The following is a 22,496-nucleotide window of genomic DNA, read 5'->3' on the forward strand; positions in this document are numbered from 1 at the left end:
AGTGTCCACTCCGCTTTCCAAGGGCCAGAACGGTCCACTGAGCGTCAACGAGGTCGTCGTCTCTCTCGAACTGACGGCCGCCGCAGACCTGTCCGCACTTCTCGTCACCGAATCGGGAAAGGTGCGCTCCGACGCCGACTTCGTGTTCTTCAACCAGCCGGCCGGTCCGGGTGTCCAGTTGGTTCCTGGAACGGCCGGGCAGGCAGCCTCGCTGAAGGTGGCGCTCGGGTCGGTGCCCGCCGACATCGAGCAGGTGCGCGCGGTGATCACCCTCGACGATGCGAGCAGCAACTTCGGCCGATTCGCACCACCGACGGCCCGGGTGGCCGACGGGGCGGGTAACCCGCTGTACGAGTACAAGATCGAGGGCCTGAACTCCGAGTCGATCGTGATCGCCCTCGAGCTGTATCGACGTCAGGGTGCGTGGAAGGTCCGGGCCGTGGGACAGGGGTACGCCGGCGGCTTCGCCGCACTCGTCACCGACCACGGTGTGTCCGTCGACGACGCACCTGCGCCCACACCGCCACCGGCCGCACCGGCCGCACCGGCACCCACCCCGCCCCCCACGCCTCCGGCCCCCACACCGCCTCCGGCCCCCACACCGCCTCCGGCCCCCACACCGCCTCCGGCCGCACCGGCTGCCCCGGCCGAGGTCAGCCTCACCAAGTCGCGCCCGGTCAGCCTCACCAAGGGGCAAAAGGTGACGCTTCGCAAGGACGGGGGCGTCGCCCTCACGTACATCCAGATGGGCCTCGGCTGGGACCCGGTCGAGAAGCGTGGGATGTTCGGCAGCCGTTCCGCGGACGTCGACCTCGACGCGTCGGCCGTGCTGTTCGCCGACAACAACCTCGTCGACGTCGCCTACTACGGACAGTTGACGTCGAAGGACGGTTCGATCCGCCATCAGGGCGACAACCTCACCGGTGAAGGTGCCGGAGACGACGAGGTGATCATGGTGGACCTCACCCGCATCCCGCCGCACGTGTCCACCATCGTGTTCATCGTGACCTCGTACCGGGGGCACACCTTCGAACAGGTGAAGAACGCTTTCTGCCGGCTGGTCGACAGCACCTCGCAGACGGAGCTCGCCCGGTTCACCCTGCAGGGCGGCATGCCCTTCACCGGAATGGTGATGGCCAAGGTGTACCGCGTCGGTGGCGAGTGGAAGCTCCAGGCGATCGGTGAGGGCATCCAGGCCAAGCACGCCGGTGAAGCTGCTCCGCAACTCACCCGTTTCCTCGGCGTCTAGGGCAGGGCGGTGACGGTTCACCTCGCGGCGGGGCAGAACATTGTGCTGCCTTCGCGTTCGCTGTCCTTCCAGGCGATGAACGTCAGTCCCGTCGACGTGTCGGTACTCGTGGTCGACGGTGACCTGCGTGCGCTGTCGTCGGAGCACTTCGTGTTCTACAACGCGCGATCCGCTGCGGGGGTGACTCTCGACGACGGCAACGCGGTTCGGCTGAGCCTCGACGAGGTGGATCGCGCCGCCGCCGCTGTGCTCTGCGTCGTCAGTGTGGACCCGACGACCGATGCGGCGACCACCCTGCCGCGCAGCGGTGTGTCGGCGACGCTCGCCGACGAGCACGGCACTTCACTGGTCGCATTCGAGGTGCCCCTCGTCGGCAGCGAGACGGCGGCGATCTGCCTCGAGCTCTATCGCCGTGGCGACGAGTGGAAGGTCCGGGCGGTCGGTCAGGGCTACGACGGCGGCTTGGCGGAGCTGCTCACCCGGCACGGGGTCGAGGTGGACGAGCCGGTGTCGACAGACCCTGCGCCAACGCGTTCCGGGCCTGCCGCCGTGCCCCTCGACCCAGCCCATTCGTTCGAACGGGTGTGGATGATCTTCGAGGATGCGGCTCGGTCCGCCGCATCGTTCCGAGCAACGCGCGACTACGCCCAGGCCCGGCTGGACGATGAGCTGTCTGCGTCGGTGGCCGACCCGTCCACCAGAAACAGTCACGCAGTGGTCGAGTTGCAGGCAAGAGCGCAAGAACGTTGCGACGCGCTCCTCGGTGAGGCGCAGTCCAAATTCGCGGGTGAGACAACGCTGTTGGCCGAGGAGCTCCGTGTCATCGACCCGCTGCTGCCGCGCTCCCTGGCCACCTTCGAATCGACTTCGTGGTCGGCCAGGCACGCGAGCGGCGTGGTGACCGACGGCCTGCGACTCGGCGAATTGTCCGCACCCGATCTCGGCGACCTGCGGGTGCCGTTCTGTGTGCACTATCCGCTGAGCCGCCCGCTGTGGATTCTCGGTGACCCCGCGGAGGCCGCACCGGTGGTCGCCGCACTGGCGGTGCGCATGCTGGTGGCCTCCTCCGCGGCGACGTCCACGCTCGAAGTCGTGGACCTCAGCGGTTCGTTGCGAGCCATCACCGAGCCCCTCGCCGCTCTGCTGTCTGCTCCAGTGGTGAATGCCGCATCCGACATCGCGGCACGGCTCACGGCGCTGTCGGAAAGTGTCGACCTCGCGGAGATGGCCGCACGCAGTGGGATTCACGACAAGGTGCCGTCACCGCGCCTGGTGATCCTCAACGATTTCCCGCACGGTTACGGCGCCGAGGACGCGGCGCGCATCGTCCATCTGGCCGACCACGGTCCCGCCGCCGGGACGTCCCTGATCATCGTCGGTGACAACAGTGCGGCGCAAACGGATCCCGGTGTCGCGGTGCTCGAGAGAATCGCCCAGCAGGTTCCGTCGTCGGGGGTTCTCACCGTTTCCGACCCGTGGACGCGTAACCAGTGGATCCTCACGCCCGATCGACTTCCCGCCGATCCGCTGCAGCGCGCGTCGGTGCTCGATTCGCTGACCGGGCGATGAGCGTGGGCGAACGGTCGATCGGTGAGTACCTGATCAGTTCCCGCTCGATGGCGGAGTATCGGGCGATGTTCGCACTCGGCGACGCCGACCTCACCGGACGAGTGCTGGACTGTCCCGGTGGGGGAGCGAGTTTCACCGCCTCCGCCCACCAACTGGGCGTAGACGCCATGGCCGTCGACCCGGTGTATCGCCGAACTGCCGCGAAGATTGCCGAGCACGTTCGCGAGGAGGTTGCCCGGGGTGCCCAGTGGGCCACCGACCACGCCGACGACTACCGATGGGAGTTCTACGGCAACCCGGACGGTCATCACCGGATGCGGCGGGAATCGGCGGAGAAATTCGGCGCCGACATCGTCGCGAATCCCCGTCGATACCGTGCAGGGGCCCTGCCGAGGTTGCCGTTCGCCGACGGTACTTTCGACCTGGTGCTGTCCTCGCACCTTCTGTTCACCTACGCAGACCGCCTCGACTACAACTTCCACCGTGCCGCGCTGCGGGAGTTGGCTCGGGTAGCGAAGGGTGAAGTTCGAGTATTCCCCCTCGTGAATCAGGCCGGCGATCCAGTGGACGAGTTGCTGCCCCCGCTGCTCGTCGAGCTCGAGTCTTGGGGATTGCAACCCCGCGTGGGGAAGGTCGACTATCAATTCCAGCGGGGCGCCGACGCCATGCTCGTGTTCAACGGGGGAACGGGCCCGTGAACTCACTCGTCCGGTAGCTCGATCCCGAGTTCACGCGATTTCGCGGCGACCGCGTCGGGGAAGACGTTGCGGAACAAGAAGAGGTCCTGTCCGAGCACCCATCCGGGCGCGAGTTCCGTCGCGTAGCGTTCGAAGTAGCCGAGCTGCTTGCCGAACAGCACCAATTCCTCCGGGCTCGCGATGCCCCACTTCTTGCCGATCCCGACCAACGCCATGATCAGTTCGCTCAGGCGCAGTTCACCGAGGTCACGGCCGAGGAGGGGCGCGAGGGCGGCCGCCACCTGCAGTCCGATCTCCTCGTCGGTCGCAGGGTTATCTGTCGCATATCCGAGGCTCCGGATACCGCGGGCCATCCGGGAGAAGTCGCCGTCGATCAGGGTCGCGTAGAACATGTCGCGAAGAATCTGGCGCCAAGACTCCGGGAGTTCGCCGACGATACCGAAGTCGAGCATGGCGATACGACCGTCCTCGAGCACCCACAAGTTTCCTGCGTGCACGTCGCCGTGGAACGGTCCGTGCACGATGACCGATTCCAGCCAGACCTTCACGCCCCGGCGGATCAGCATCCGGGTGTCCATGTGCGCGAGGTCCGGGAACCGGTCGAGGGGCAATCCGTACATGCGTTCCATGCAGATCACGTGGGGACCGCAATAGTCCCAGTACACCTCCGGGGTGGTGACGCCTTTGTTGTCACCGAACGCCCCGATGTTGGTGCGGAACCGGGTCTGACGGTCCGCTTCGACGGCGCTGTTGAGCTCGGTCATCGTGGCGGCGTGCAAATCGCGGATGATGGCCGTCGCGTTGGCGATGCGGAAGAACTCGAACAGCCGCTCGAGGATCCGCGCACCCCAGTACGCGGTGCGCAGATCCACCACCATGCGGCGGAAGATGTCGGGGCGTTGCACTTTGATGACGGCTTCCCGGCCGTCGTGCAGCACGCACGCGTGGACCTGCGCGACGGAGGCGGCGGCGAGGGGGGCGTCGTCGAATCTGGCGAACAGTGTGTCCACCGGGTGACCCAGGTCTTGCTCGATGACTCTGCGGGCCTCGGCCGCGGAGACCGGGGGGACGTCGTCGAGACATCGCAGGCACGCGTTGGCGAGCGGGGCGGGGAACACTCCGGACGACGACGCCATCAATTGGCCGACCTTCACGAAGGTGGGGCCCAGCACCTCGAAGCCGTCGACCAGCCCTTCCGACGCCGCGTCCGCGAGGGAGCGGCCGCGGCGACGGAAAGGCCAGCTGGCAACGGAGAACAGCACGGAGAAGACGATGACGACGCCGATGACGAGCGCTCGCCACAGTTCCGCGCCACGAAACCGGTCGAGGGTGACGACGTCGACGGTCAGGGCGGCTGTGGGCGGACCCGAGGCGTAGGGGCCGACTGGACGTGCCGTTGGCTCTTGCACAGTTCCTACCTTGCGTTCAGTCCTGGCTGCCGTTCAGTGGGGACCCTACCCCGACCGATGAGCCCGACTTCTGCCGGTATGCGGGACTCGCTGTCACACTATTTCGTCACCGCAACTCAGACCCCGAGCGCGGCCGCGAGCTCGCGAAGCGCAGGAAGCGGGTCGTCCCCGGCCGGGAGCACCTGAATCGCCACGTGGTCGGCACCTGCATCCAGGTGTTCGCGCAAGCGTCCGGCGATATATCCCGTATCTCCGTGAGCGACCAGGGCGTCGATCAGGTCGTCGCTGCCGCCGTCGGCGATCTGCTCCTGGGTGAACCCGAGCCGTTCGAGGTTGCTCACGTAGTTGCGCAGGTGCAGGTAGGGGTTGTCTACGGCGGCGCGTCCGATCGGGCGGGCCCGCGCGGCATCGGTGTCGAGAACCACCTTCTGCTCCGGTGCGAGTATCGGACCGGCCCCGACGAGTTCGCGGGCCTCGCGAGTGTGCGCGGGAGTGGTCAGGTAGGGGTGCGCACCGGCGCTTCGCTCTGCCGAGAGCTTCAGAACCTTGGGGCCGAGTGCGGCCAGAACCCGGCGGCCGGCGGGCACTCCGGCTTCGTCGAGGACATCCAGGTAGTTCACGAGAGAGGAGTACGGCTTGGTGTAGTTCAGTCCCGGTTGTTCGGGATGGCCGACACCGATCCCCAGGAGAAAACGCCCGGGATGACGCTTCTCGAGCCGGTGGAACGATTCCGCGATCTCTTCGGCCGGCGCGGTCCAGATGTTGGTGATGCCGGTGGCCACGGTGATCGTGGAGGTGGCGTCGAGCAGGCGCTCCGCCACCTCGAGGTCGGCAGGCGGAGACCCACCGATCCAGATGGCACCGAAGCCGGCGTTTTCGATGGCCGTGCCCACCTCGGGTTGCAGGCCGCCTGCGTGTCGCCATACGCCGAATTGTCCGAGCCTCGGGGTGTTCGCTGTGGTCTCCGTCATGTGGCGTGCAACCTCTCCGCGCTGCCATTCATTCCGGAGACCTCGAACCGGCAGACCGTCAGCTTCCCGGCGCGCGATAATCGGCCTCGCGGTGCACCGCGTCGTCGATCTGTTCGGGCGTCAGCAGCATCACCGACTCCGATCGCGCAGCACCGGATGCGGCGGTACGGATGCCGAGAGCAGCGGCCGCGACGTCGTCGGGTACGTCGCCGATGACGAACAGATCCCGCCCGCCGAGCGCGAAGTAGCAGGATTCTACTGTCCCGCCGATGCTTTCGACCATCCGTGTGATTGCCTCGCGTCGAGCGGTGCCACCCTCGGCAAGAAGTCCCTGCGCGCCTTCGGGTGAGTACGTGACCTGCCAGAGGTATTTCGGCATGGGGCCTCCTCGGTTGTGGTTCGTCCCATGCTTCTCCCCGGGACCGACCGCACGCAAGGGGCTACGGAGTTAGTGTCAGGACATGTCGCAGGCCCGAATAGGTATCTCCGGTTGGACGTATCCGGGCTGGCGCGGTGATTTCTATCCGGAGGGATTGGCTCACCGCAAGGAATTGTCCTATGCGGCGGGCCGATTGACGTCGATCGAGATCAACGGGTCGTTCTATTCGTTGCAACGGCCCACCAGTTACGCGAAGTGGCGGAGCGAGACGCCGGAGGACTTCGTGTTCGCGGTCAAGGGTGGCCGCTACATCACCCACATGAAGCGGTTGGTGGGTGCGGAAAGCGCAGTGGCCAATTTCTTCGCCTCGGGGGTGCTAGCGCTCGGTCCCAAACTCGGGCCGTTCCTGTGGCAACTTCCCCCGACGCTCGCCTTCGACGAGTCGAGCCTGGCTGCCTTCTTCGACCAGCTTCCGCGCACCACCACGGAGGCGGCGGAGCTTGCGTCTCACCACGACGAAAAGCTGTCCGGCGACAGAGTTCTCCTCCAGATTGACGCCGACCGCCCGCTTCGTCACGCGCTCGAGGTCCGCCACCGCAGCTTCGACACCGAGCAGGCGACCGAACTGCTCCGCGCCCACGATGTCGCCTTCGTGGTGGCCGACACCGCGGGCCGATATCCGTTGGTGGAGGTGGCCACGAGCACCTTCGTCTACATCCGGTTGCACGGCGACAAGGAGCTCTATGCCAGCGGTTACGACGATCAGGCCCTGGACAGATGGGCAGGCAAGATCGAGGAGTGGATGGCGCAGGGTCTCGACGTGTTCGTGTACTTCGACAACGACATGAAGGGGTACGCCCCGTTCGATGCGCTCCGGCTGATCGAGCGGGTACGGGGGAGCTGAGTGTCGGTCGTCCGTGGGAAGGTGAATGCGTACTTCTCCTGGAGAAAGAGGATCACCCGATGTGGCCCACCCACTGGCCGACGGTCGCCCGCGACATTGCCGAAGCGGTCGACGCTGCAATCGCCGCTGCCCGCTCCTCGGACGCGGCAGCGCTGACCGAGGCAGCGGCCAACTTGGCCGAGGCGCCGGCGGAACAAGTTCGGGTCGTGCTGGCAGCCGTGGTCCGGGAACTGCTCGAGACGCTTCACCCGGACGGGCTGACCGGAGAAGATGTTCAGGATGTGCTCGGACGCTGCACCCGTGCGGCCGCGGTCTGGCTGCCCGCCGCCGACGTCGATGCCTTCGTCAGCGTGCTCACCGGCGCACTCGGTGTGACGGAGATCGAGGAGAACCCGCGAACACCCGAACATGCCGTGGAAGCGGCGATTCTCGTGATTGCCGATCTCTCGACCACGGCCGGAGCCTCCGCCACCGACTACCTGCGGCGGGCGCTCGACGAGATCGCCCGCGCCGAGACTGTCGAGATGCCCTGATTTCTGCTCACCTCTCGAATCAGAGTTCGGTGCGGATCTGCTCGGCCAGCCGCGCGATCACTTCCTCGTTGCGCTGGTAGTGCGTCCATTGCCCGATCCGTCTGCTGGTCACGAGGCCCGCACTCTGTAGGGCTGCCATGTACTGGGACGCCGTGGACTGGGAAACCTCGGCTCGGGCCTGGATGTGTTTCAAGCACACACCCACTTCCTCGGCGGGTTCCAGCTGAGGAGGGAAGTCGCCGGGGTCCTTCAACCACTGCAGGATGCGCACTCGGGTTGGGTTCGACAGTGCTTTGAAGACCAGTGCCAGCCCGGTCGAGTCCGGATTCTCCTCCATGCCGCCCATAGTACCGTCACATCGCGATATCCCGATGCGTGTGGTTAACTCCCCACATCGCAACTTCGCGATATGACGATAGGAGGCCGGAATGGGACCGAGTCGCAGGGTGGCAGTGGTCGTGGGGGCACGTGGGGTGATCGGCGGCAACCTGATCGCCCACCTGGAGTCGACAGGCGAATGGGACGTCATCGGGTTGTCCCGTCGCGGCGGACCCTCCACCGAACGCGTCCGGCACATCGCGGTAGACCTGCTCGATGAGCAAGACGCCACCGAGAAACTGCGTGGACTCCACGACGCAACCCACGTCTTCTATGCCGCATATCAGGACCGCCCTTCGTGGGCAGAACTGGTGGCGCCCAACGTCGCGATGCTCGTCAACACCGTCAACGCGATCGAACCCGTCGCCACCGGCCTCGAGCACGTCAGCTTGATGCAGGGCTACAAGGTGTACGGCGCCCACCTCGGGCCCTTCGCAACCCCGGCGCGAGAGAGCGACCCGCCGCATATGCCGCCGGAATTCAATGTCGATCAGCAACGTTTCCTCGAAGAACGGCAACGCGGGAAGGCGTGGTCGTGGTCCGCGATCCGCCCGTCGGTAGTGTGCGGATTCGCGCTGGGGAACCCCATGAACCTCGCGCTCGTGATCGCGGTGTATGCCACCCTCTCGAAGGAACTCGGTGTGCCCTTGAGGTTTCCGGGTAAACCCGGTGCGTACACCAGTCTGATCGAGATGACCGACGCCGGCCTGCTCGCCGAGGCCACCGTCTGGGCTGCAACGACGCCGTCGTGTGCCAACCAGGCATTCAACATCAACAACGGCGATCTGTTTCGGTGGAACGACATGCTGCCCAAGATCGCCGAATTCTTCGAGATGGATCTCGCTCCCCCACTCCCCATGTCGATGGCGACCGTCATGGCCGACAAGGAACCGGTGTGGAACGACCTCGTCGTTCGGCACGGACTGGAGAACACTTCGTACTCCGATGTGTCGTCCTGGGCTTTCGGCGATTTCGTCTTCGGGTGGGATTACGACGTGTTCGCGGACGGGTCGAAGGCGCGCCGGGCGGGATTTCACCGTTTCGTCGATACCGAGCGCATGTTCTTCGACATTTTCCGCGACCTGCGCGCTCGGCGCATCATCCCCTGACGTCTCGTGCAGCTAGGGATGTGTGCCGGACTCGACGTTGGCGGCGATGCGGCGGAGCAAGTCGGCCAACAACGAGCATTCGTCCTGGTCGAGACCGTCGAGTAGTCGCCTGTCTCGCTCGATCCGTCGCGGGAACTCGGCGTCGACGAGGGCGCGCCCGGCGTCCGTGAGATGAAGCAGGACGACCCGCCCGTCGCGCTCGAAGGGCAGGCGTTCCACCAGGCCGAGCCTGCCGAGGCGATCGACATGTTTGGTGGTGGAGGCGCCACTGAGCATGGTTACGGCGGTCACTTCACTGGCCCGCAACGGGCGCCCGCTCCGGGCCAGCACGCACAGCACGTCGAATTCGGGGCGGGAGACGCCATGTTCGTCGAGTGAGTGGTCCAGCTGCTGCAAGGCGCGGGACCCGATGCGGGTGATCCGTCCGATCACCTCGATCGGTGAGGTGTCGACCTCGGGATAGGTTTCGGCCCACTCGCGTCGGACTCGGTCGGTGAAATCCTCGTCCGGACGGGGAGTGCTGCTCATGGGAACCATCGTAGCGACCAACTTCACACTAGTTCATAACTATTTTACTAGTGAAGTATACGTTAGGCTCGAACGATGCACGGTCTTCCCCGATACGCCCCCGACAACAGCCGGCTCGATCACTGTCGCACTGCGCTGAAGCATTCGGTGACGCCCGCCACCTGGCGTCGAGCGTTCGAGGTCCGCACGGTTGACGCGACCATCGCACCGGCGATACGGGTGGGTGTGGCGACCGCGCTGGTACTGGTGCTGGGCGGGCTGCTCGGGCACGGAAATCTTGCGGGGCTCGGCGCTCTAGGTGCGTTGACCTCGGCATTCGGGCGGTACGAGCCGTATCCGCGGCTCGCCCGCAAGGCCGGCTTCGTGGGAATCGCCTTGATCGCCTACGTCGCGGCAGGCGCACTGCTCGGTGCGGCCGGCTGGGCCGTGTGGTGGCAGATCGCGCTGACGTCCGTCGCCGCGGGTGTCGCCGCCTGGCTCCTGACCGCCTTCCGCATCGTCGGCCCAGGTCCCGTCATCCTGATCTTCGCGGCCACCGCTGCCGTCGGGTATGCCAGGGATCTGGCCGACGTGGGGCCGGCTGTGGGCGCTGTCGCGGGGGGAGTGGCCGTCGGCTGGCTTGCTGTCATGACGCCGTACCTCTTCGTTCCGCTCGGACCCGCGCGTCTCGCGGTGGCGAGAGCTCTTACTGCGGTGTCGGAACTGGGGCGTGCGGGCGAGGACGGTGCTCTGGTGTCTGCGCGCCGGGCCGTCGATCATGCGTGGGATGTGATGGCGCACAACGGCAGGAGCCGAGATGCGCATTCTCGTCAGCTCCTCGCATTGCTCGCCGACGCAGAAGCGGTGGTCGAGCGGTGGGCGTCGGATCGAGACTCTGCCACCTTGCGTGCCCTCGTCGAACACGAGAGCGAACTGCGCAAGGTGAAGCGTCGCAGTCACCTTCCCGGTATCGAGTGCCGCGACGGCGACCTGCCGGCACGCGACCGATTTCTCCCGGACGGTATTCGACGATTGCGGTCGCGGGACGCGGCACTGAATGCGGCCCGCATTGCGGTGGCCGCACTCCTTGCCGGATGTTTCTGCGTCGCGGTGGGGCTGGAACATCCGCTGTGGGCGTCGATGGGTGCGATGGCGGCCATGCAGGGTGTGACCTTCAGTCAGACGGTGCAGCGGGGAATCCAGCGATTGTCCGGAAATGTCGCCGGCGCCGTCCTCGCCGCCGCGCTGATCGCCACCGCTCTGGGGTACTGGCAGACGGTGGTCGTGATCGTCGTGCTGCAGACAGTGACCGAACTCGTCGTCATCAAGAGCTACGCCTTCGCGTCCGTCGTGATTACCCCCATGGCACTGCTGCTCACCGGTCTGGGATCGGCAGTTACTCCGGACATCGCGGTCAGTCGGGTGATCGACACGGCGGTCGGGGTGGTAATCGGCGTGATCGTGTCCGCCGCGGCCATCAGCCGCAAAGATCACCACCACGTGGCCTAGCGAAGGGTCTGCAGCGTCGGAGAACTGCGAAATCCCCTTCAAGTGCGCGCCGATCGGGTGTGGAATGTCTTTATGGACACAGAACAACTTCTACCGACAGATCGTCGAAGGCTTGCGCGGACAGCCGTGGAGTCGCTCGGTGCGCAACGTAGTGATCACGCCATAGTGCGTGTTACCTGCCCCGCCAGTCACCGGGTCGCCACCGTGTATCGGACGGACGAAGGTCCCGTGGTGGTCGCCGGGGGTGGCCCAGGAGGCCACGGATCACGTGATCGGGAGGGCACCGGACATCACGGCGATCGACCCGGCACCGACTACATCGATATGCTCGACGCCTCCAGATTCGACGACGATCAGATTCCGGCTCGGTGCGCGTGCGGTTCCCGTACGCTCTTGCGCTCAGAACTGCGGAAGGCGGTCCGGTCCCACACGCACGCCGTCTCGGTGCCCTGAGCGCAGAGTCGTAGAAGGATCGGTCACGAAACATCTGCGGGTCGCCGATGTGGCCTGTGGTTGGATACCGGCATGGGGAAACGACGGTGGGTTCGCCGCATGCTCGGGGTGGGGGCGGTGGCGGGGATCCTCGCCGTGATCGTTGTGGCCGCGTCGACGGTATGGGTTTCGCGGCAGGCCACCGGCCACGTCTACGACGCTGATAGTGCTCCGGCAGCTCCCGTGGTGATCGTCCTCGGTGCGCAGGTGCGCGACGGCAAGCCGATGGCGTTCCTGTCCGGCCGACTCGACGTCGCCGTCCAGCTCGTGAACGATGGCCGTGCGCGGGCGGTCCTCGTGTCCGGTGATGCCGGAGGCAAGTCCGGCGACGAGATCGCGGGGATGACGGAGTACCTGGTGGCGAACGGAATCGACCGAGATCTGATCGTCGGTGATCCGTATGGGCTGGACACCTACGACACGTGCGCTCGCGCAATACATACGTATGGTGTAACCAAGGCGCTGATTGTCACCCAGGAATTCCACGTGCCGAGAGCCGTCGCGCTGTGCCGAGACGCCGGCATCGACACCGACGGCGTCAACGCGGACTGCGACTGCAGTGTATTCGCGAGCGCCCGGAACACCATTCGAGAACCATTGGCCAGGCCCAAGGCCGTGCTCGATCTGCTGTCCGGCCGGGACCCCGCAGTGGTGTCCGCTCGGGACGATGCACTCGCGAAGGCGCTGGCTCGACAGGACTGACTTCCGGAGTGAGGCACATCGCGCCTCGGTATCCTTCTCCCAGTCGACGATCGGAGGCTGAGCATGGTGTCCGATTCCGGTGCCAGGCCGGATCCCAGTTCCCAGGACGTCCGGAAATGGCGTCGCTATCTCGCCGACGAACGCGCGGAGGCGGCCGTCTACCGGGACCTCGCACAGCGTCGGACTGGTGAGGAACGCGCGATCCTCCTCGCACTCGCCGACGCCGAGGGCCGTCACGAAGCCCACTGGCGGGCGCTGCTCGGCGAGCACGTCGGCAAGCCTGTGCGCGGTGACCTCCGCACTCGAATTCTCGGTCTTCTCGCGAGAAGATTCGGATCGGTATTCGTTCTTGCCCTCGCGCAGCGCGCGGAGACACGGTCGCCGTATCCGACGGACATCGACGCGACGCAGGCGATGGGCGCCGACGAACGCATCCACGAAGAAGTGGTACGCGCACTGGCCGCGCGGGGACGAAATCGACTCTCCGGAACCTTTCGTGCCGCCGTGTTCGGCGCCAACGACGGTCTGGTGAGCAACCTGGCGCTCGTGCTCGGCATCAGCGGAAGCGGCGTCTCCAATTCCATCGTCCTGCTGACCGGCCTTGCGGGTCTGCTCGCGGGCGCACTCTCGATGGGAGCGGGCGAGTACGTGTCGGTTCGATCACAGCGCGAACTGTTGGAGGCCTCCACGCCGGGGCGTGCGGCCCGCGAGGCAGTGCCCCTTCTGGACGTCGATGCGAACGAACTGGCTCTCGTCTACCGGGCGCGCGGAATGTCGGTGGAGGAAGCAGAGAACCGCGCCAAAGAGGTCCTCCAGGCCACGTACCACCCCGAACCTGATCCCAGTACCGACGGTGTCGACGAACATGAAGCCATCGGCACGGGCATCGGCGCTGCCGCAGCGAGTTTCAGCTTCTTCGCCTCCGGTGCCATCATCCCGGTGCTGCCGTACCTCTTCGGTCTGGAGGGTACCGCCGCGCTCGTGGTCGCTGCTGCGCTCGTCGGCGTGGCACTGCTCGGAACCGGTCTGGTGGTGGGCCTGCTCTCGGGTGGCCCACCTGTCAGGCGGGCGCTACGCCAGCTGGCAATCGGGTACGGCGCAGCGGCCGCGACCTACGTGCTGGGAATGCTGTTCGGGACGAGCAGCTGAAAATGTCACCATCACCACGGGCGTGGATCCGTAGCCGGGCACGGGAAACGCGCGTACCGCGTGGGGAGCCCACGACCCATCGGCCATGGACACCCGCGCGACACCGGGTAGTCGGGCCGGCTCGTGCGGTCGCACGGCGCCGAGGTCGTCGCCGTGCAGCAGGCTCACCTGCCCGCCCTCCACTTCTGCGGACAGTCCCGGCAAGGGTGCGGTGATCCACTTGATGGCGTATCCGTGGTACGAATCCACAAGCGCCGCATGAACTCCGGCCACCGAGTGCACCGTCGCCGCCACATCGGAGTCCATGATGCGGACGGCCAGTTCGCCCGCATCTGTCCGATCCGTGATGTCGTGGTCGACTCCCCGTAAAGTCACCCCTTCGGGCGTGTCGACCGCGCGGCGCACGAACCGGACCAGGCGCAACGTTCCGTCGTCTCGCCGGGCGATGAGCTCACCCGACAAGGATTCACCGGGTCGCGCGTTGTCGACGCGTTCCATCAGAACAGCAATGTCCGAAATGCGCGGTACCCTGCGGTACAGATCGGCAAGGCCGAAGTAGGCGTGCGGTGGCCGGGTGTCCGAAACTCCGTACAGCTTTCGGAACTCCTGCGTCCATCGTGTCCGCCGCGGGCCCGCCGAGGCGGACAGGTTCCACTCCCAGCCCGCCGCGCGATGTGGCGCCGGCGGAGACCTGTCGGCAGGGGCGGTGAAGACCTGAACCGCGAGAACGTCCCCGCCCGGGCCGAGTACCGGTCTGGCCACGACCAGGCCGATACCGTTCACGGTCTCCCCGAGTAGTACTCGAGCCGGCTGCCGCGACGCCTGCACGGACGCGATGGTGCCGGCGACCAACGCCAGTGTTCTGCCGCGATACACGTTGCCGAGGGGTCGGCACTGCCGTTGCCTCGTTCCTTCGGCGATCACTGTCGGTGCGTCACCGAGAGTTTCGACGAGTATCCAGCCGTCATTGCCCTGTTGATCCACTGGTGACGCCCCCCTCATGGCGCCCGATCATCTCACGCTGCCACGGCGCACGCTCGGCGAGACGTGCGCCCTCGACCTGAGTCAGCGGGATTTCTGTGCCACGGAGTCCAACAACCCCGGGAACCGGAACTCGATGTCCGATCTTCGCAATTGAGCCATCCGGGAATTGCCGCGATCTACTTGCTTGATCAACCCGGCCTCGCGCAGAACCTTGAAATGGTGGCTGCGTGTCGACTTCGACACGGGTAGACCGAACGACGTGCAGTGGCGCTCGGCACCTTCGGCCTCGTCAAGGAGTTTCTGGACGACCTCCAGGCGTAGCGGGTCGGCGAGCGCCGCGAGAACCGAGACCAACTCGATCTCCTCGGTTGCGGGATGGCCCTCGGCGTCGGGCACGGCACACCTCCTGGTTCGGGGACGGAGCCGCAAACAAGGTTCGTCTTGCGTCGAACCTAAATCTGCGGCATGGTTCGCAGTATATCGAACCTCACGACCGGCGAGGAACCCACACACTTTCAGGAAGGATCGACATGACCTCGGAGCTGAGCACGCCAGGCGCGCACACGTCGTTGCCGCCCCACGACGTATCGCCGCCGCCAAAGCAGAACCTTGTCCTCGCCGCGGTACTGCTGGCGGTCCTCGTCGTGCCGATGTCGATTTCCGGTACGGCAGTGGCGCTTCCGGCGATCTCCTCGGACATCGGCGGAGGCACGGCCGGCCAGCAGTGGGTGGTCAATGCCTTCAACCTGTCGTTCGCCTGCTTCACCCTGGTATGGGGCTCGTTGTCGGATCGTTTCGGCCGGGGACGTCTCTTCGCGGCAGGAGCGGCCACGTTCGCGGTCGGCAGCGCGGCCAGTGCGCTGGCGCCCGGCATCGTGGTCCTCGACGTCGCACGGGGCGTGGCCGGTCTCGGCGGCGCCGCCATCTTCTCGTGCGGTGCGGCGATCCTGTCGTCTGTGTTCGAAGGACCCGCCCGGCTGCGTGCCTTCGCACTGTTCGGAACCACCGCAGGTATCGGTGTCGCGCTGGGTCCGACCTTGTCCGGACTCCTCGTCGACACCGCAGGATGGCGGCCCATCTTCGCCGTTCAAGCGGCAGTTCTGGTGCTCGTCCTGGCCGCTGCTCCCGTGATCGGTCTCTCGCGGCCCACCGTTGACGGAGTCGCGAAATTCGACCTCCTCGGAACGGTCCTGCTGGTCCTGGGCCTGTTCGCCGCCATGGCCGGAATCGTTCAGGGCGAGCCCTGGGGATGGACCAGCCCTGCGGTCGTCGCGTCCTTCGTGCTCGCCGCCATCCTGCTCGTGGCGTTCGCCCGGGTCGAGTCACGCCGGCAGACCCCTCTGCTGGATCTCGAACTACTCACACACGCACGATTCATGGCACTGTGCCTGGTTCCGGTAGCCGCGTCGTTCGGCTTCGTCACTTTGCTCACGTACTTTCCGACCTTCCTGCAACTCGTTGCCGGACAGTCGTCGGCGAAGGCCGGCCTGGTGATTGTGTTGCTCACCATCCCGGTGGTCGTGGGCCCGCTCGTCGCCGGCCGCGCCGTGACCGCGGGAATCAATCCACTGGTGGTCATCTGGATCAGCCTCGGAGCGTTGGTCTTCGGGGATCTGGGTCTCCTGTTGGCCGGACCGGACACCCTCGTCGCGGTGATTGCGGTACCCCTCCTGCTCGCCGGTTGCGGGATGGGACTCTCGGCCGGCCTCGTCGACGGCCAGGCCCTGGCGCTGGTACCCGACGACAAGGCCGGGATGGCTGCGGGCGTGGTGAACACGATGCGGTTGGGGAGCGAGGCGATAGCGGTCGCCGTCTACGCGGCGCTGCTCACCGGTCTGGTCACAAGCCGGGGTGAAGCCGCTCTGGCCGGTGTCGACGGAATCGGTAGCCCGGCCGATGTGGTAGCGAACACGGCGAGTGGCGACCTCGGCAAGGCCCTCGACGTGGCAGGACCGCGTGCCCGCGACGAGGTGGCACCGCTGATGATCGACGCCTACAACAGTGCTTTCCACACGACGCTGATCGTGCTGGCGGTGGTCGTGACGGCGCTGTCGGGGATCATCGCGGTGTTGCTGCGCAGGGGTCCGAGGGCGCGATGACGACGGCCGACATTCTTCGGGATCACTATCAGGTCGTGGTGGTCGGGGGTGGACCGGTCGGATCGCTGACGGCGCTCGAACTGGCGCGCAGTGGAATCGACGTGCTGGTTCTCGAGGCCGCCCCCTACACCACCGACGTTCCGAAGGCGGGGACGATCCACGCTCGCAGCCTTCAACTGCTGGCGCGGCGCGGACATCTCGCGGCTCCCGCTGTCGATGCGCCCGCTACGTCGACGGTCTTCCACTATGCCGGTGTCTGGGGATTGCAGATCACAGCTCCGTGTGGAGAAGGCCCCGCCATTGCGGGTATCGGGCAGAGCGACCTCGAACGAGTCTTCACGGCCCGTCTGGCCGATCTGGGCGTCCCGGTGCGCAAGGCCGCGGTGGTCACCGACGTTGCCCGAGGCGACAACGAGGTGACGGTGTCGTTCACGCAGGGGGGACGTACATACGTCGTCACGAGCGACTGGGTGGTCGGCGCGGACGGTGCCCGCAGCGTCGTCCGGCGAAGTGTCGGGTTTCCGGTCACGGAGACGGCACCGACGGCGGCGGCCCTCCTGGGCCTGGCGGTGCTCGACGACCCCGCGACTGCCCCGCGGGGATGGATGCGCACCGAGCGCGGGTGGACGGTGCTGAATGTGAATCCCGGCGGCTTCAGCCGCATCATCACCTTTGATCTCGAACGTCCGCACGAGGACCACCGCAGACCGCTCACCGCCGCAGAGTTGCAGGCCACTCTCGACAGATTCGCGGGCAGCCCCGTCCCGTTTCGGCACGCCCGATCGCTGTCGCGGTTCAGCGACTTCTCGCGACTCGTCGACCGTTACCGGCAAGGGAGGGTGGTTCTCGTCGGAGATGCTGCGCACGTGCACTTTCCACTCGGTGGGCAGGGTGTGAATCTGGGCATCGGGGACGCGATCGGTCTCGGCTGGCGGCTGGCGCTCGTGGCGCGCGGATCGGCAGACCCCTCGGTTCTCGACGCTTACTCGCGCGAACGGCACGCATGTGCCGCGGGAGTGATCGCCAATGTCGCGGACCAACGGGAGCGTATGCGCATCGGTCCGGTCGGCGATCGTGCGCGGAGCGAACTGGACCTCCTGCTGGCGGACACGCAGCGCAACCGCGCTCTGGGCGCGCTGATCAGTGGACAAAGTCAGCCGGCGCCCAGTGGACTTCCGGACGCGCTGCGCGGAGACTTCGCGGTGAACACTGAAATCGAGACAGATGTGGAGACAACAGATTTGATTCGGTTGCATGTCGCAGCCGGCGATCGCGGCCTGTTGCTGTGTGGCGATGCCTCCGCCGAGATGCAGGCCCTGGTGGAATCCTCCTGGAGTGACCGGGTGCAGGTGGTGCGCGCCCGGAACCTCGGAACAGCGAACGTTCTGGTGCGACCGGACGGTGAAGTCGCGTGGTCGGGCGGTGCGGCAGACCTCGCCGAACTATCGTCACGGCTCACCGAGACCTTCCGCGGGGACGTTCCGGTCCGTCAGGACAGCACGTACAGCGTCGGGTAGCTTTTCCCGGCGACTGCGGGGCGGTCGCTTCCCGCTCTGGAGGTAACGCTGCACGAAGCTGTGCGGCAGGTCGATGACGGCGAGCACGACGAGGTCGGATTGCCTTCGGCCCGAATGCCCGAACACGGTGCGGGTCAGTGCCCCCATCAGGGCGGCCGTGTCCCTGTCGGCAGCCTCGACCTCGGCTTGCAGCGCCGGGTCGAGGTCGAGGTGCCGTACGTCCTCCCGGCGCAGGCGATCGAGTAGCAGCGTGTCCTGCGGGGTCTCGATGCAGTGGTCGTAGAACGCGAGGGCGAGCCGCACCGCCGCCTCGGCTGGGTTCTCTGCGGTGTCGCTTCCTCCGGGCCGGACCTGCTGGGTGCGCCGGACCGCCCGTAGCCACGTGCGTACCAGCAACTCGTCCACGGAGGCGAAGCGGTGATAGATCGACCCGGTCGGTGCACCGGCCTGTGCGGCGATCATCGTGATGGTCGCCGCACGGGGGCCGCGCTCGAGTATGACCTCGCGGGCAGCGTCGAGAAGGGCATCTGTGGAGAACGTCGTCCGGGCCATGAGCGCATTCTTTCAGATCCGGGCGCTGGACATCACCAGTTCTAGAATATAGTTTCTAGAAATGACATTCTTTTCAATGACAGGTCCGGCACTGAACCGGGTAGGCGACGTGCTCGTCCTGCATCTCGGCTCGGACGAGAACCGGATGAATCCTGCCTGGATGGACGCCGTCGAATCGCAGCTCGACGTGGTCGCAGCCGAGCGTGGGCCGATCGCACTCGTCACCATGGCAACCGGCAAGTTCTGGAGCAACGGGCTCGACCTGCAATGGCTGATGGCCAACGCGGACGCGATTCCCGCCTTCAGTGCACGCGTGGAGGCATTGTTCGCCCGGGTGCTGGCGCTCGGGGTACCCACGGTCGCGGCGATCCAGGGCCACGCCTTCGGGGCGGGGGCGATGTTCGCCCTCGCACACGATCAGCACGTGATGCGCGCTGACCGCGGCTACTTCTGTTTCCCCGAGGTCGACATCCAGATCCCGTTCTCCGTCGGCATGACCGAACTCATTCGCGCGAAACTGCCGATCCCCACCGCGAACGCGGCCATGACCACCGGCCGCCGATACAGCGGCGCCGAGGCCCTGGCCGCCGGCATCGTCGAGCGGACAGCCGAGGAAGACGACGTAGTCCCCGCCGCTGTGGAACTAGCGAGAACACTGGCTCCCAAAGCCGGCCCCACCTTGCGGACGATCAAGGAGCGTCTTTATTGCACCGCCCTGGAAGGGCTGTCCCAATTGGAGGCGTCTGGTCACCACTGAACGGGTAACGACGTCGGCCGTCGCAGGATCACGCCCGAATCCCACTGCAGGGAACCAGGGTCCGCGGCGAGTTCAAGTTTCGGAAATTCGGCGGCCAGACGGACGAGCGCCGTCGTGATCTCCATTCGGGCCAACGAGGCGCCCATGCAGTGGTGCATCCCGTAGCCGAATTGCAGGTGGCGCTTCCCGTTCCGGAACGGGTCGATGAGTTCGGGCTCCGGGAAGACCTCGGGATCCCGGTTCGCGGCGAACGCGTCGGCGTACACCACGGCATCCACCGGAATGACCCCACCGCGCAGCTGAACCTCCCGAGTGGCGATCCGGGGGAACGTCGAAATGGTCCCGAGGGGAAGTACCCGCAGCAACTCCTCGACGATTTTCGGCGCCGACTCGGGATGCTCCACCAGTAGATTCCAGAGTCCGGGTGCCTGCAACAGCACGTACGCGGCCTTCGTGAGCACGGACAGCACATTCTGGTCGGCGCCGAGCACCGACCCCAGGAGGATCGCAACGAGTTCTTCGTCGGACAGCGGCGGATTCACCTCGCCGCGTGCCGAAAGGAAGCGGTCGATCAGACCGCCCGGCTCCGTTGGGCGTTTGCGCTGCACCAGGTCGGTGACGTAGTGGTAGACGAGCCAGAAGTGCTCGAGTAGATCCGGAATGTCCTCGTCGTGTGCCAGTTGCACCACCCGCGACGACGGGCGGAAGTAGTCGATGTCCTCCTCGGGGATCCCGAGGAAGCGGACATTCACCTCGATGGGAAGCCTATCGAGCACCGTGCCGAACAAGTCGGGGTTTTCCTGGCCGCGGAGCAGCGCGATCCGCCGGTCGAGGAGCCGGTGCACCGAGTCTTCCAGGCTCTCCACCGATGCGGGACTGTAATCGGAGTTGACGAAGCCCTTCATTCTTCCGTGGTCCGGGGCGTCCAGGTTCAGAAGGAGGTCGGGAGGCATCGTCGTGGGCAGAAAGCTCGGACCGTCCTCCCTGTTGGTGTCCGTGCGGCCGAAAGATGGATCCGTCAGAACTTTCAGGACGTCGTCGTATCGAGTGATGTGCAGAGCCGTGTGACCGCTCGGTAGCGTGATCTCCGGCAGACCGGTCGGGCCTTGCGGATTCGCCGGGGTGTACGCAATCGGTGGGTCGAGATTCGGTATGTCGGAGACAGACACGGCGATGCCGCGTCCGTCCTGCAGTAGAGCTGATGTCGCGATCCCGATAGTCATTTAGCACTCCTTCGTCTCAGGTTCACAGCACCGCGGGGATGCCGGTCAGTCGGGACAGTTCACTCGCAGCCTGACCATTGCTCCGAAAATGGATCGCCTGCCAGCCGCGCCGGCGGGCGGCATCGACGTTCTGCGCGAGATCGTCGATCAGAATGCACTGGGACGCATCGACACCGGCAACCTTCTCCGCGATCGCGAAAATCTGCTCGTCGGGCTTCCTGGCACCGACCAGGCAGGAGTCGACGAGGGCATCGAGTGGACCGGCCGGCTCGATGATGGCTCGCCAGTACGGTTCCCACTCGACCACGTTGTTCGACAAGACTCCGACACGATGACCATATGCCTTCAGACCACGAAGAGCAGAGGCCATCGCGGAGTTGACCACGATTCCGTCGAACCACTGCTCGCCGAACGTCTCCAGTCGCGCTCGGGACAGATCCAGGTCTGGATCCGCTGCCGCGAGGTGTTCGCGCAACCGGGAACCCCACTCCCGCTCGGTGATCTGCGCCAACTCGATGGGTGCGAGTGGATGCGCGCCGAGGTCGTCGCCGACGGCCTGCATCGCAGCCTGCAGCGCCGCCGGTGTGATTCCGGTCTTCGTCTCGTAAGTCGAGAAGAGTTCGGCGAGCGGGGGTGATAGAACTCCACCGAAATCGAACCAGACGAAGGGGTTCTCACGTTCCGTCATCGGACCACGCGATCGAGAGCCGAGGTGAGCGCGCTGACTCGCTGCAAGGTAACTCGGCCGTGGGCAATCTGCCTACCCTCTTGGGCGAGCGCGACGGAGAAAACAACTTGGCGCGAGCAGATCTCGGCCTCTGCGACGGCAGCGCAGTCCGTTGGCAACTCGAGTTCGCCGAAGCTCTCGAACACCGCATCGCATCCCACGAGTACGAGCATGCGGGGCGACAGCCCGAATACTTCGTGGGCGGCGACGAGGGCGGTCTGACGCATGGCCTCGAAGATCAAGGCCCCGGGAACGTGGTCGAGTGGATGATCGAAGAGACCGGGGTGGGACTGATCTACCAGGACCTGGCTGCGCACGGTGTCCCCCTGTAGGGCGACGCGGCTCAGCACCACGTTGTCGAACGAGTGCCGCGCCACCTCGCGCGGCTCTACCCGCTCGTGCAAAGGGTAGGGGCGAACCGGCTCGAGACCCAGTTGTGAACGTCCTTTGTGACGGAGACGATCCCATGCTTCGCCGGGCATCCACTGAATGGTCATGCTCATCCTGGCTGCAGCGGCTCCGTCGAGTGCGAGCGTCATCGCCAGGGTGATTCCGACGATCTCCGTGCCGCGTCTTTTCTCCGCGGTGATCGTCGCATCGAGGACGCCGCTCGCCGGGGCAGCCCCTACCCGGACCGCGTCGAGGTCGGTGATTTCCAATGCCCCTGAGTTGAACACGAACTTGGCGTCGAGCGGAGCATCGACATGGCGGTGAGAGATGAGGATCGAAGCCTGCCGGAAGGTCTCGAGGAGAAGCAGTGGGTCGTACTGTCGCACAACGATATTGTGGTCGCTGTAGTAACTGTGAACGCGCGGAAGTTGCACGCCGAGGCGGAATTGCGGGTAGCTCTCGCAGATGATGTCAGTGAGGAAGACTTCGCAGATCGCGGCGCGGTGGACGTGTGCTCGGGGAATGGCAGTCGAGTATGACAATGCTGGTTCGAGGACGGCGGTCATGTCGATTCCTTTCGTTGACAGATGAATCCACGCGGCGGTGACCCACGCCCTGCTACGGACGGCATGAAGAAGAGGCGCGGCCGACGAGAGAACACGACGGTCGTGCTGAGCGAAGAGGGCGGG

Annotated in this window: 23 protein-coding genes; 12 read left to right on the plus strand and 11 right to left on the minus strand. The window is 66.0% G+C overall.

All coding sequences use genetic code 11. From position 1 onward, the window contains the following. The first annotated feature begins 1 nt into the window (after window position 1). Genes NOF53_RS18850 through NOF53_RS18860 form a run of 3 tightly spaced genes read left to right on the plus strand, consistent with a single transcriptional unit; the run spans window position 2 to window position 3,516 of the window. Window positions 2–1,249 carry a TerD family protein gene (locus tag NOF53_RS18850; protein ID WP_255971489.1) on the plus strand — a complete coding sequence of 416 codons (1,248 nt, stop codon included), beginning with the start codon at window positions 2–4 and terminating at the stop codon, window positions 1,247–1,249. A gap of 9 nt (window positions 1,250–1,258) precedes the next feature. After that, window positions 1,259–2,818: a TerD family protein gene (locus NOF53_RS18855; protein WP_255971491.1), complete on the plus strand. Its 1,560-nt coding sequence runs from the start codon at window positions 1,259–1,261 to the stop codon at window positions 2,816–2,818. Beyond that, window positions 2,815–3,516: a methyltransferase domain-containing protein gene (locus tag NOF53_RS18860; RefSeq protein ID WP_255971492.1), complete on the plus strand. Its 702-nt coding sequence runs from the start codon at window positions 2,815–2,817 to the stop codon at window positions 3,514–3,516. The genes NOF53_RS18855 and NOF53_RS18860 overlap by 4 nt, the downstream gene beginning before the upstream one ends. Before the next feature lie 2 nt (window positions 3,517–3,518). Here NOF53_RS18860 and NOF53_RS18865 read toward each other — a convergent pair whose 3' ends face one another. From NOF53_RS18865 to NOF53_RS18875, 3 genes are all read right to left on the minus strand, one after another. After that, complete coding sequence (locus NOF53_RS18865) at window positions 3,519–4,925, minus strand: ABC1 kinase family protein (RefSeq protein WP_255971494.1); 1,407 nt, start codon at window positions 4,923–4,925, stop codon at window positions 3,519–3,521. A gap of 116 nt (window positions 4,926–5,041) precedes the next feature. After that, window positions 5,042–5,896 (minus strand): LLM class F420-dependent oxidoreductase, encoded by an 855-nt coding sequence (locus NOF53_RS18870; RefSeq protein WP_255971496.1) that lies wholly within the window; start codon window positions 5,894–5,896, stop codon window positions 5,042–5,044. 58 nt (window positions 5,897–5,954) lie between these two features. Then, window positions 5,955–6,275 carry a GYD domain-containing protein gene (locus NOF53_RS18875; RefSeq protein WP_255971498.1) on the minus strand — a complete coding sequence of 107 codons (321 nt, stop codon included), beginning with the start codon at window positions 6,273–6,275 and terminating at the stop codon, window positions 5,955–5,957. A gap of 82 nt (window positions 6,276–6,357) precedes the next feature. Between NOF53_RS18875 and NOF53_RS18880 the strand changes: the two genes are divergently transcribed. Together NOF53_RS18880 and NOF53_RS18885 are read left to right on the plus strand one after the other, a co-directional pair. Continuing rightward, a complete protein-coding gene (locus NOF53_RS18880; RefSeq protein ID WP_255971500.1) occupies window positions 6,358–7,179 on the plus strand; it encodes a DUF72 domain-containing protein in 822 nt (273 codons plus the stop codon). Window positions 7,180–7,238: 59 nt separating this feature from the next. Continuing rightward, window positions 7,239–7,712 carry a hypothetical protein gene (locus NOF53_RS18885; protein ID WP_255971502.1) on the plus strand — a complete coding sequence of 158 codons (474 nt, stop codon included), beginning with the start codon at window positions 7,239–7,241 and terminating at the stop codon, window positions 7,710–7,712. A gap of 19 nt (window positions 7,713–7,731) precedes the next feature. Here NOF53_RS18885 and NOF53_RS18890 read toward each other — a convergent pair whose 3' ends face one another. Continuing rightward, on the minus strand, window positions 7,732–8,049 hold the full coding sequence (locus tag NOF53_RS18890; protein WP_255971504.1) for an ArsR/SmtB family transcription factor: 318 nt from the start codon (window positions 8,047–8,049) through the stop codon (window positions 7,732–7,734). Between the two features lie 91 nt (window positions 8,050–8,140). On the opposite strand from NOF53_RS18890, the gene NOF53_RS18895 reads away from it, so the two are divergent. Then, complete coding sequence (locus NOF53_RS18895; RefSeq protein WP_255971505.1) at window positions 8,141–9,199, plus strand: SDR family oxidoreductase; 1,059 nt, start codon at window positions 8,141–8,143, stop codon at window positions 9,197–9,199. Window positions 9,200–9,211: 12 nt separating this feature from the next. Here NOF53_RS18895 and NOF53_RS18900 read toward each other — a convergent pair whose 3' ends face one another. After that, a complete protein-coding gene (locus tag NOF53_RS18900) occupies window positions 9,212–9,727 on the minus strand; it encodes a MarR family winged helix-turn-helix transcriptional regulator (protein ID WP_374212636.1) in 516 nt (171 codons plus the stop codon). Window positions 9,728–9,802: 75 nt separating this feature from the next. On the opposite strand from NOF53_RS18900, the gene NOF53_RS18905 reads away from it, so the two are divergent. The 3 genes from NOF53_RS18905 to NOF53_RS18915 all read left to right on the plus strand — a co-directional run bounded on the left by NOF53_RS18905 (window position 9,803) and on the right by NOF53_RS18915 (window position 13,558). After that, entirely contained in the window at window positions 9,803–11,215 is a 1,413-nt protein-coding gene (locus tag NOF53_RS18905; protein ID WP_255971506.1) for an FUSC family protein, read from the plus strand. Between the two features lie 525 nt (window positions 11,216–11,740). Then, window positions 11,741–12,409 carry a SanA/YdcF family protein gene (locus NOF53_RS18910; RefSeq protein WP_255971507.1) on the plus strand — a complete coding sequence of 223 codons (669 nt, stop codon included), beginning with the start codon at window positions 11,741–11,743 and terminating at the stop codon, window positions 12,407–12,409. A gap of 63 nt (window positions 12,410–12,472) precedes the next feature. Next, window positions 12,473–13,558 carry a VIT1/CCC1 transporter family protein gene (locus NOF53_RS18915; protein WP_255971508.1) on the plus strand — a complete coding sequence of 362 codons (1,086 nt, stop codon included), beginning with the start codon at window positions 12,473–12,475 and terminating at the stop codon, window positions 13,556–13,558. Here NOF53_RS18915 and NOF53_RS18920 read toward each other — a convergent pair. Beyond that, window positions 13,481–14,542 carry a GAF domain-containing protein gene (locus tag NOF53_RS18920; RefSeq protein ID WP_255971510.1) on the minus strand — a complete coding sequence of 354 codons (1,062 nt, stop codon included), beginning with the start codon at window positions 14,540–14,542 and terminating at the stop codon, window positions 13,481–13,483. The genes NOF53_RS18915 and NOF53_RS18920 overlap by 78 nt on opposite strands. 81 nt (window positions 14,543–14,623) lie before the next feature. Continuing rightward, window positions 14,624–14,938 (minus strand): ArsR/SmtB family transcription factor, encoded by a 315-nt coding sequence (locus NOF53_RS18925; protein WP_255971512.1) that lies wholly within the window; start codon window positions 14,936–14,938, stop codon window positions 14,624–14,626. Window positions 14,939–15,072: 134 nt separating this feature from the next. On the opposite strand from NOF53_RS18925, the gene NOF53_RS18930 reads away from it, so the two are divergent. Beyond that, window positions 15,073–16,641: an MFS transporter gene (locus tag NOF53_RS18930; protein ID WP_255971514.1), complete on the plus strand. Its 1,569-nt coding sequence runs from the start codon at window positions 15,073–15,075 to the stop codon at window positions 16,639–16,641. Further along, the gene (locus NOF53_RS18935) at window positions 16,638–18,158 is read left to right on the plus strand and encodes an FAD-dependent oxidoreductase (RefSeq protein ID WP_255971516.1); all 1,521 of its coding nucleotides are present in this window, start codon (window positions 16,638–16,640) and stop codon (window positions 18,156–18,158) included. Before NOF53_RS18930 ends, NOF53_RS18935 begins: the two co-directional genes overlap by 4 nt. Here the strand turns inward: NOF53_RS18935 and NOF53_RS18940 are convergent. Continuing rightward, a complete protein-coding gene (locus NOF53_RS18940; RefSeq protein WP_255971518.1) occupies window positions 18,090–18,710 on the minus strand; it encodes a TetR/AcrR family transcriptional regulator in 621 nt (206 codons plus the stop codon). The genes NOF53_RS18935 and NOF53_RS18940 overlap by 69 nt on opposite strands. A 61-nt stretch (window positions 18,711–18,771) precedes the next feature. Between NOF53_RS18940 and NOF53_RS18945 the strand changes: the two genes are divergently transcribed. Continuing rightward, window positions 18,772–19,467, plus strand: coding sequence for an enoyl-CoA hydratase-related protein (locus tag NOF53_RS18945; protein WP_255971520.1), 696 nt, complete (start codon window positions 18,772–18,774; stop codon window positions 19,465–19,467). Here NOF53_RS18945 and NOF53_RS18950 read toward each other — a convergent pair. From NOF53_RS18950 to NOF53_RS18960, 3 genes are read right to left on the minus strand one after another with little or no spacing between them, the layout of a single operon-like run. Beyond that, window positions 19,458–20,690, minus strand: a complete 1,233-nt coding sequence (locus NOF53_RS18950) for a cytochrome P450 (RefSeq protein WP_255971522.1) — start codon at window positions 20,688–20,690, stop codon at window positions 19,458–19,460. The two genes, NOF53_RS18945 and NOF53_RS18950, sit on opposite strands and share 10 nt — an antisense overlap. Window positions 20,691–20,712: 22 nt before the next feature. After that, window positions 20,713–21,378: an HAD family hydrolase gene (locus NOF53_RS18955; RefSeq protein WP_255971524.1), complete on the minus strand. Its 666-nt coding sequence runs from the start codon at window positions 21,376–21,378 to the stop codon at window positions 20,713–20,715. Further along, on the minus strand, window positions 21,375–22,373 hold the full coding sequence (locus NOF53_RS18960; protein ID WP_255971526.1) for a ScbA/BarX family gamma-butyrolactone biosynthesis protein: 999 nt from the start codon (window positions 22,371–22,373) through the stop codon (window positions 21,375–21,377). Before NOF53_RS18960 ends, NOF53_RS18955 begins: the two co-directional genes overlap by 4 nt. Window positions 22,374–22,496 lie beyond the last annotated feature (123 nt).

It is taken from the genome of Rhodococcus tibetensis, from assembly GCF_024438035.1.
GTDB lineage: Bacteria > Actinomycetota > Actinomycetes > Mycobacteriales > Mycobacteriaceae > Rhodococcus_F > Rhodococcus_F tibetensis.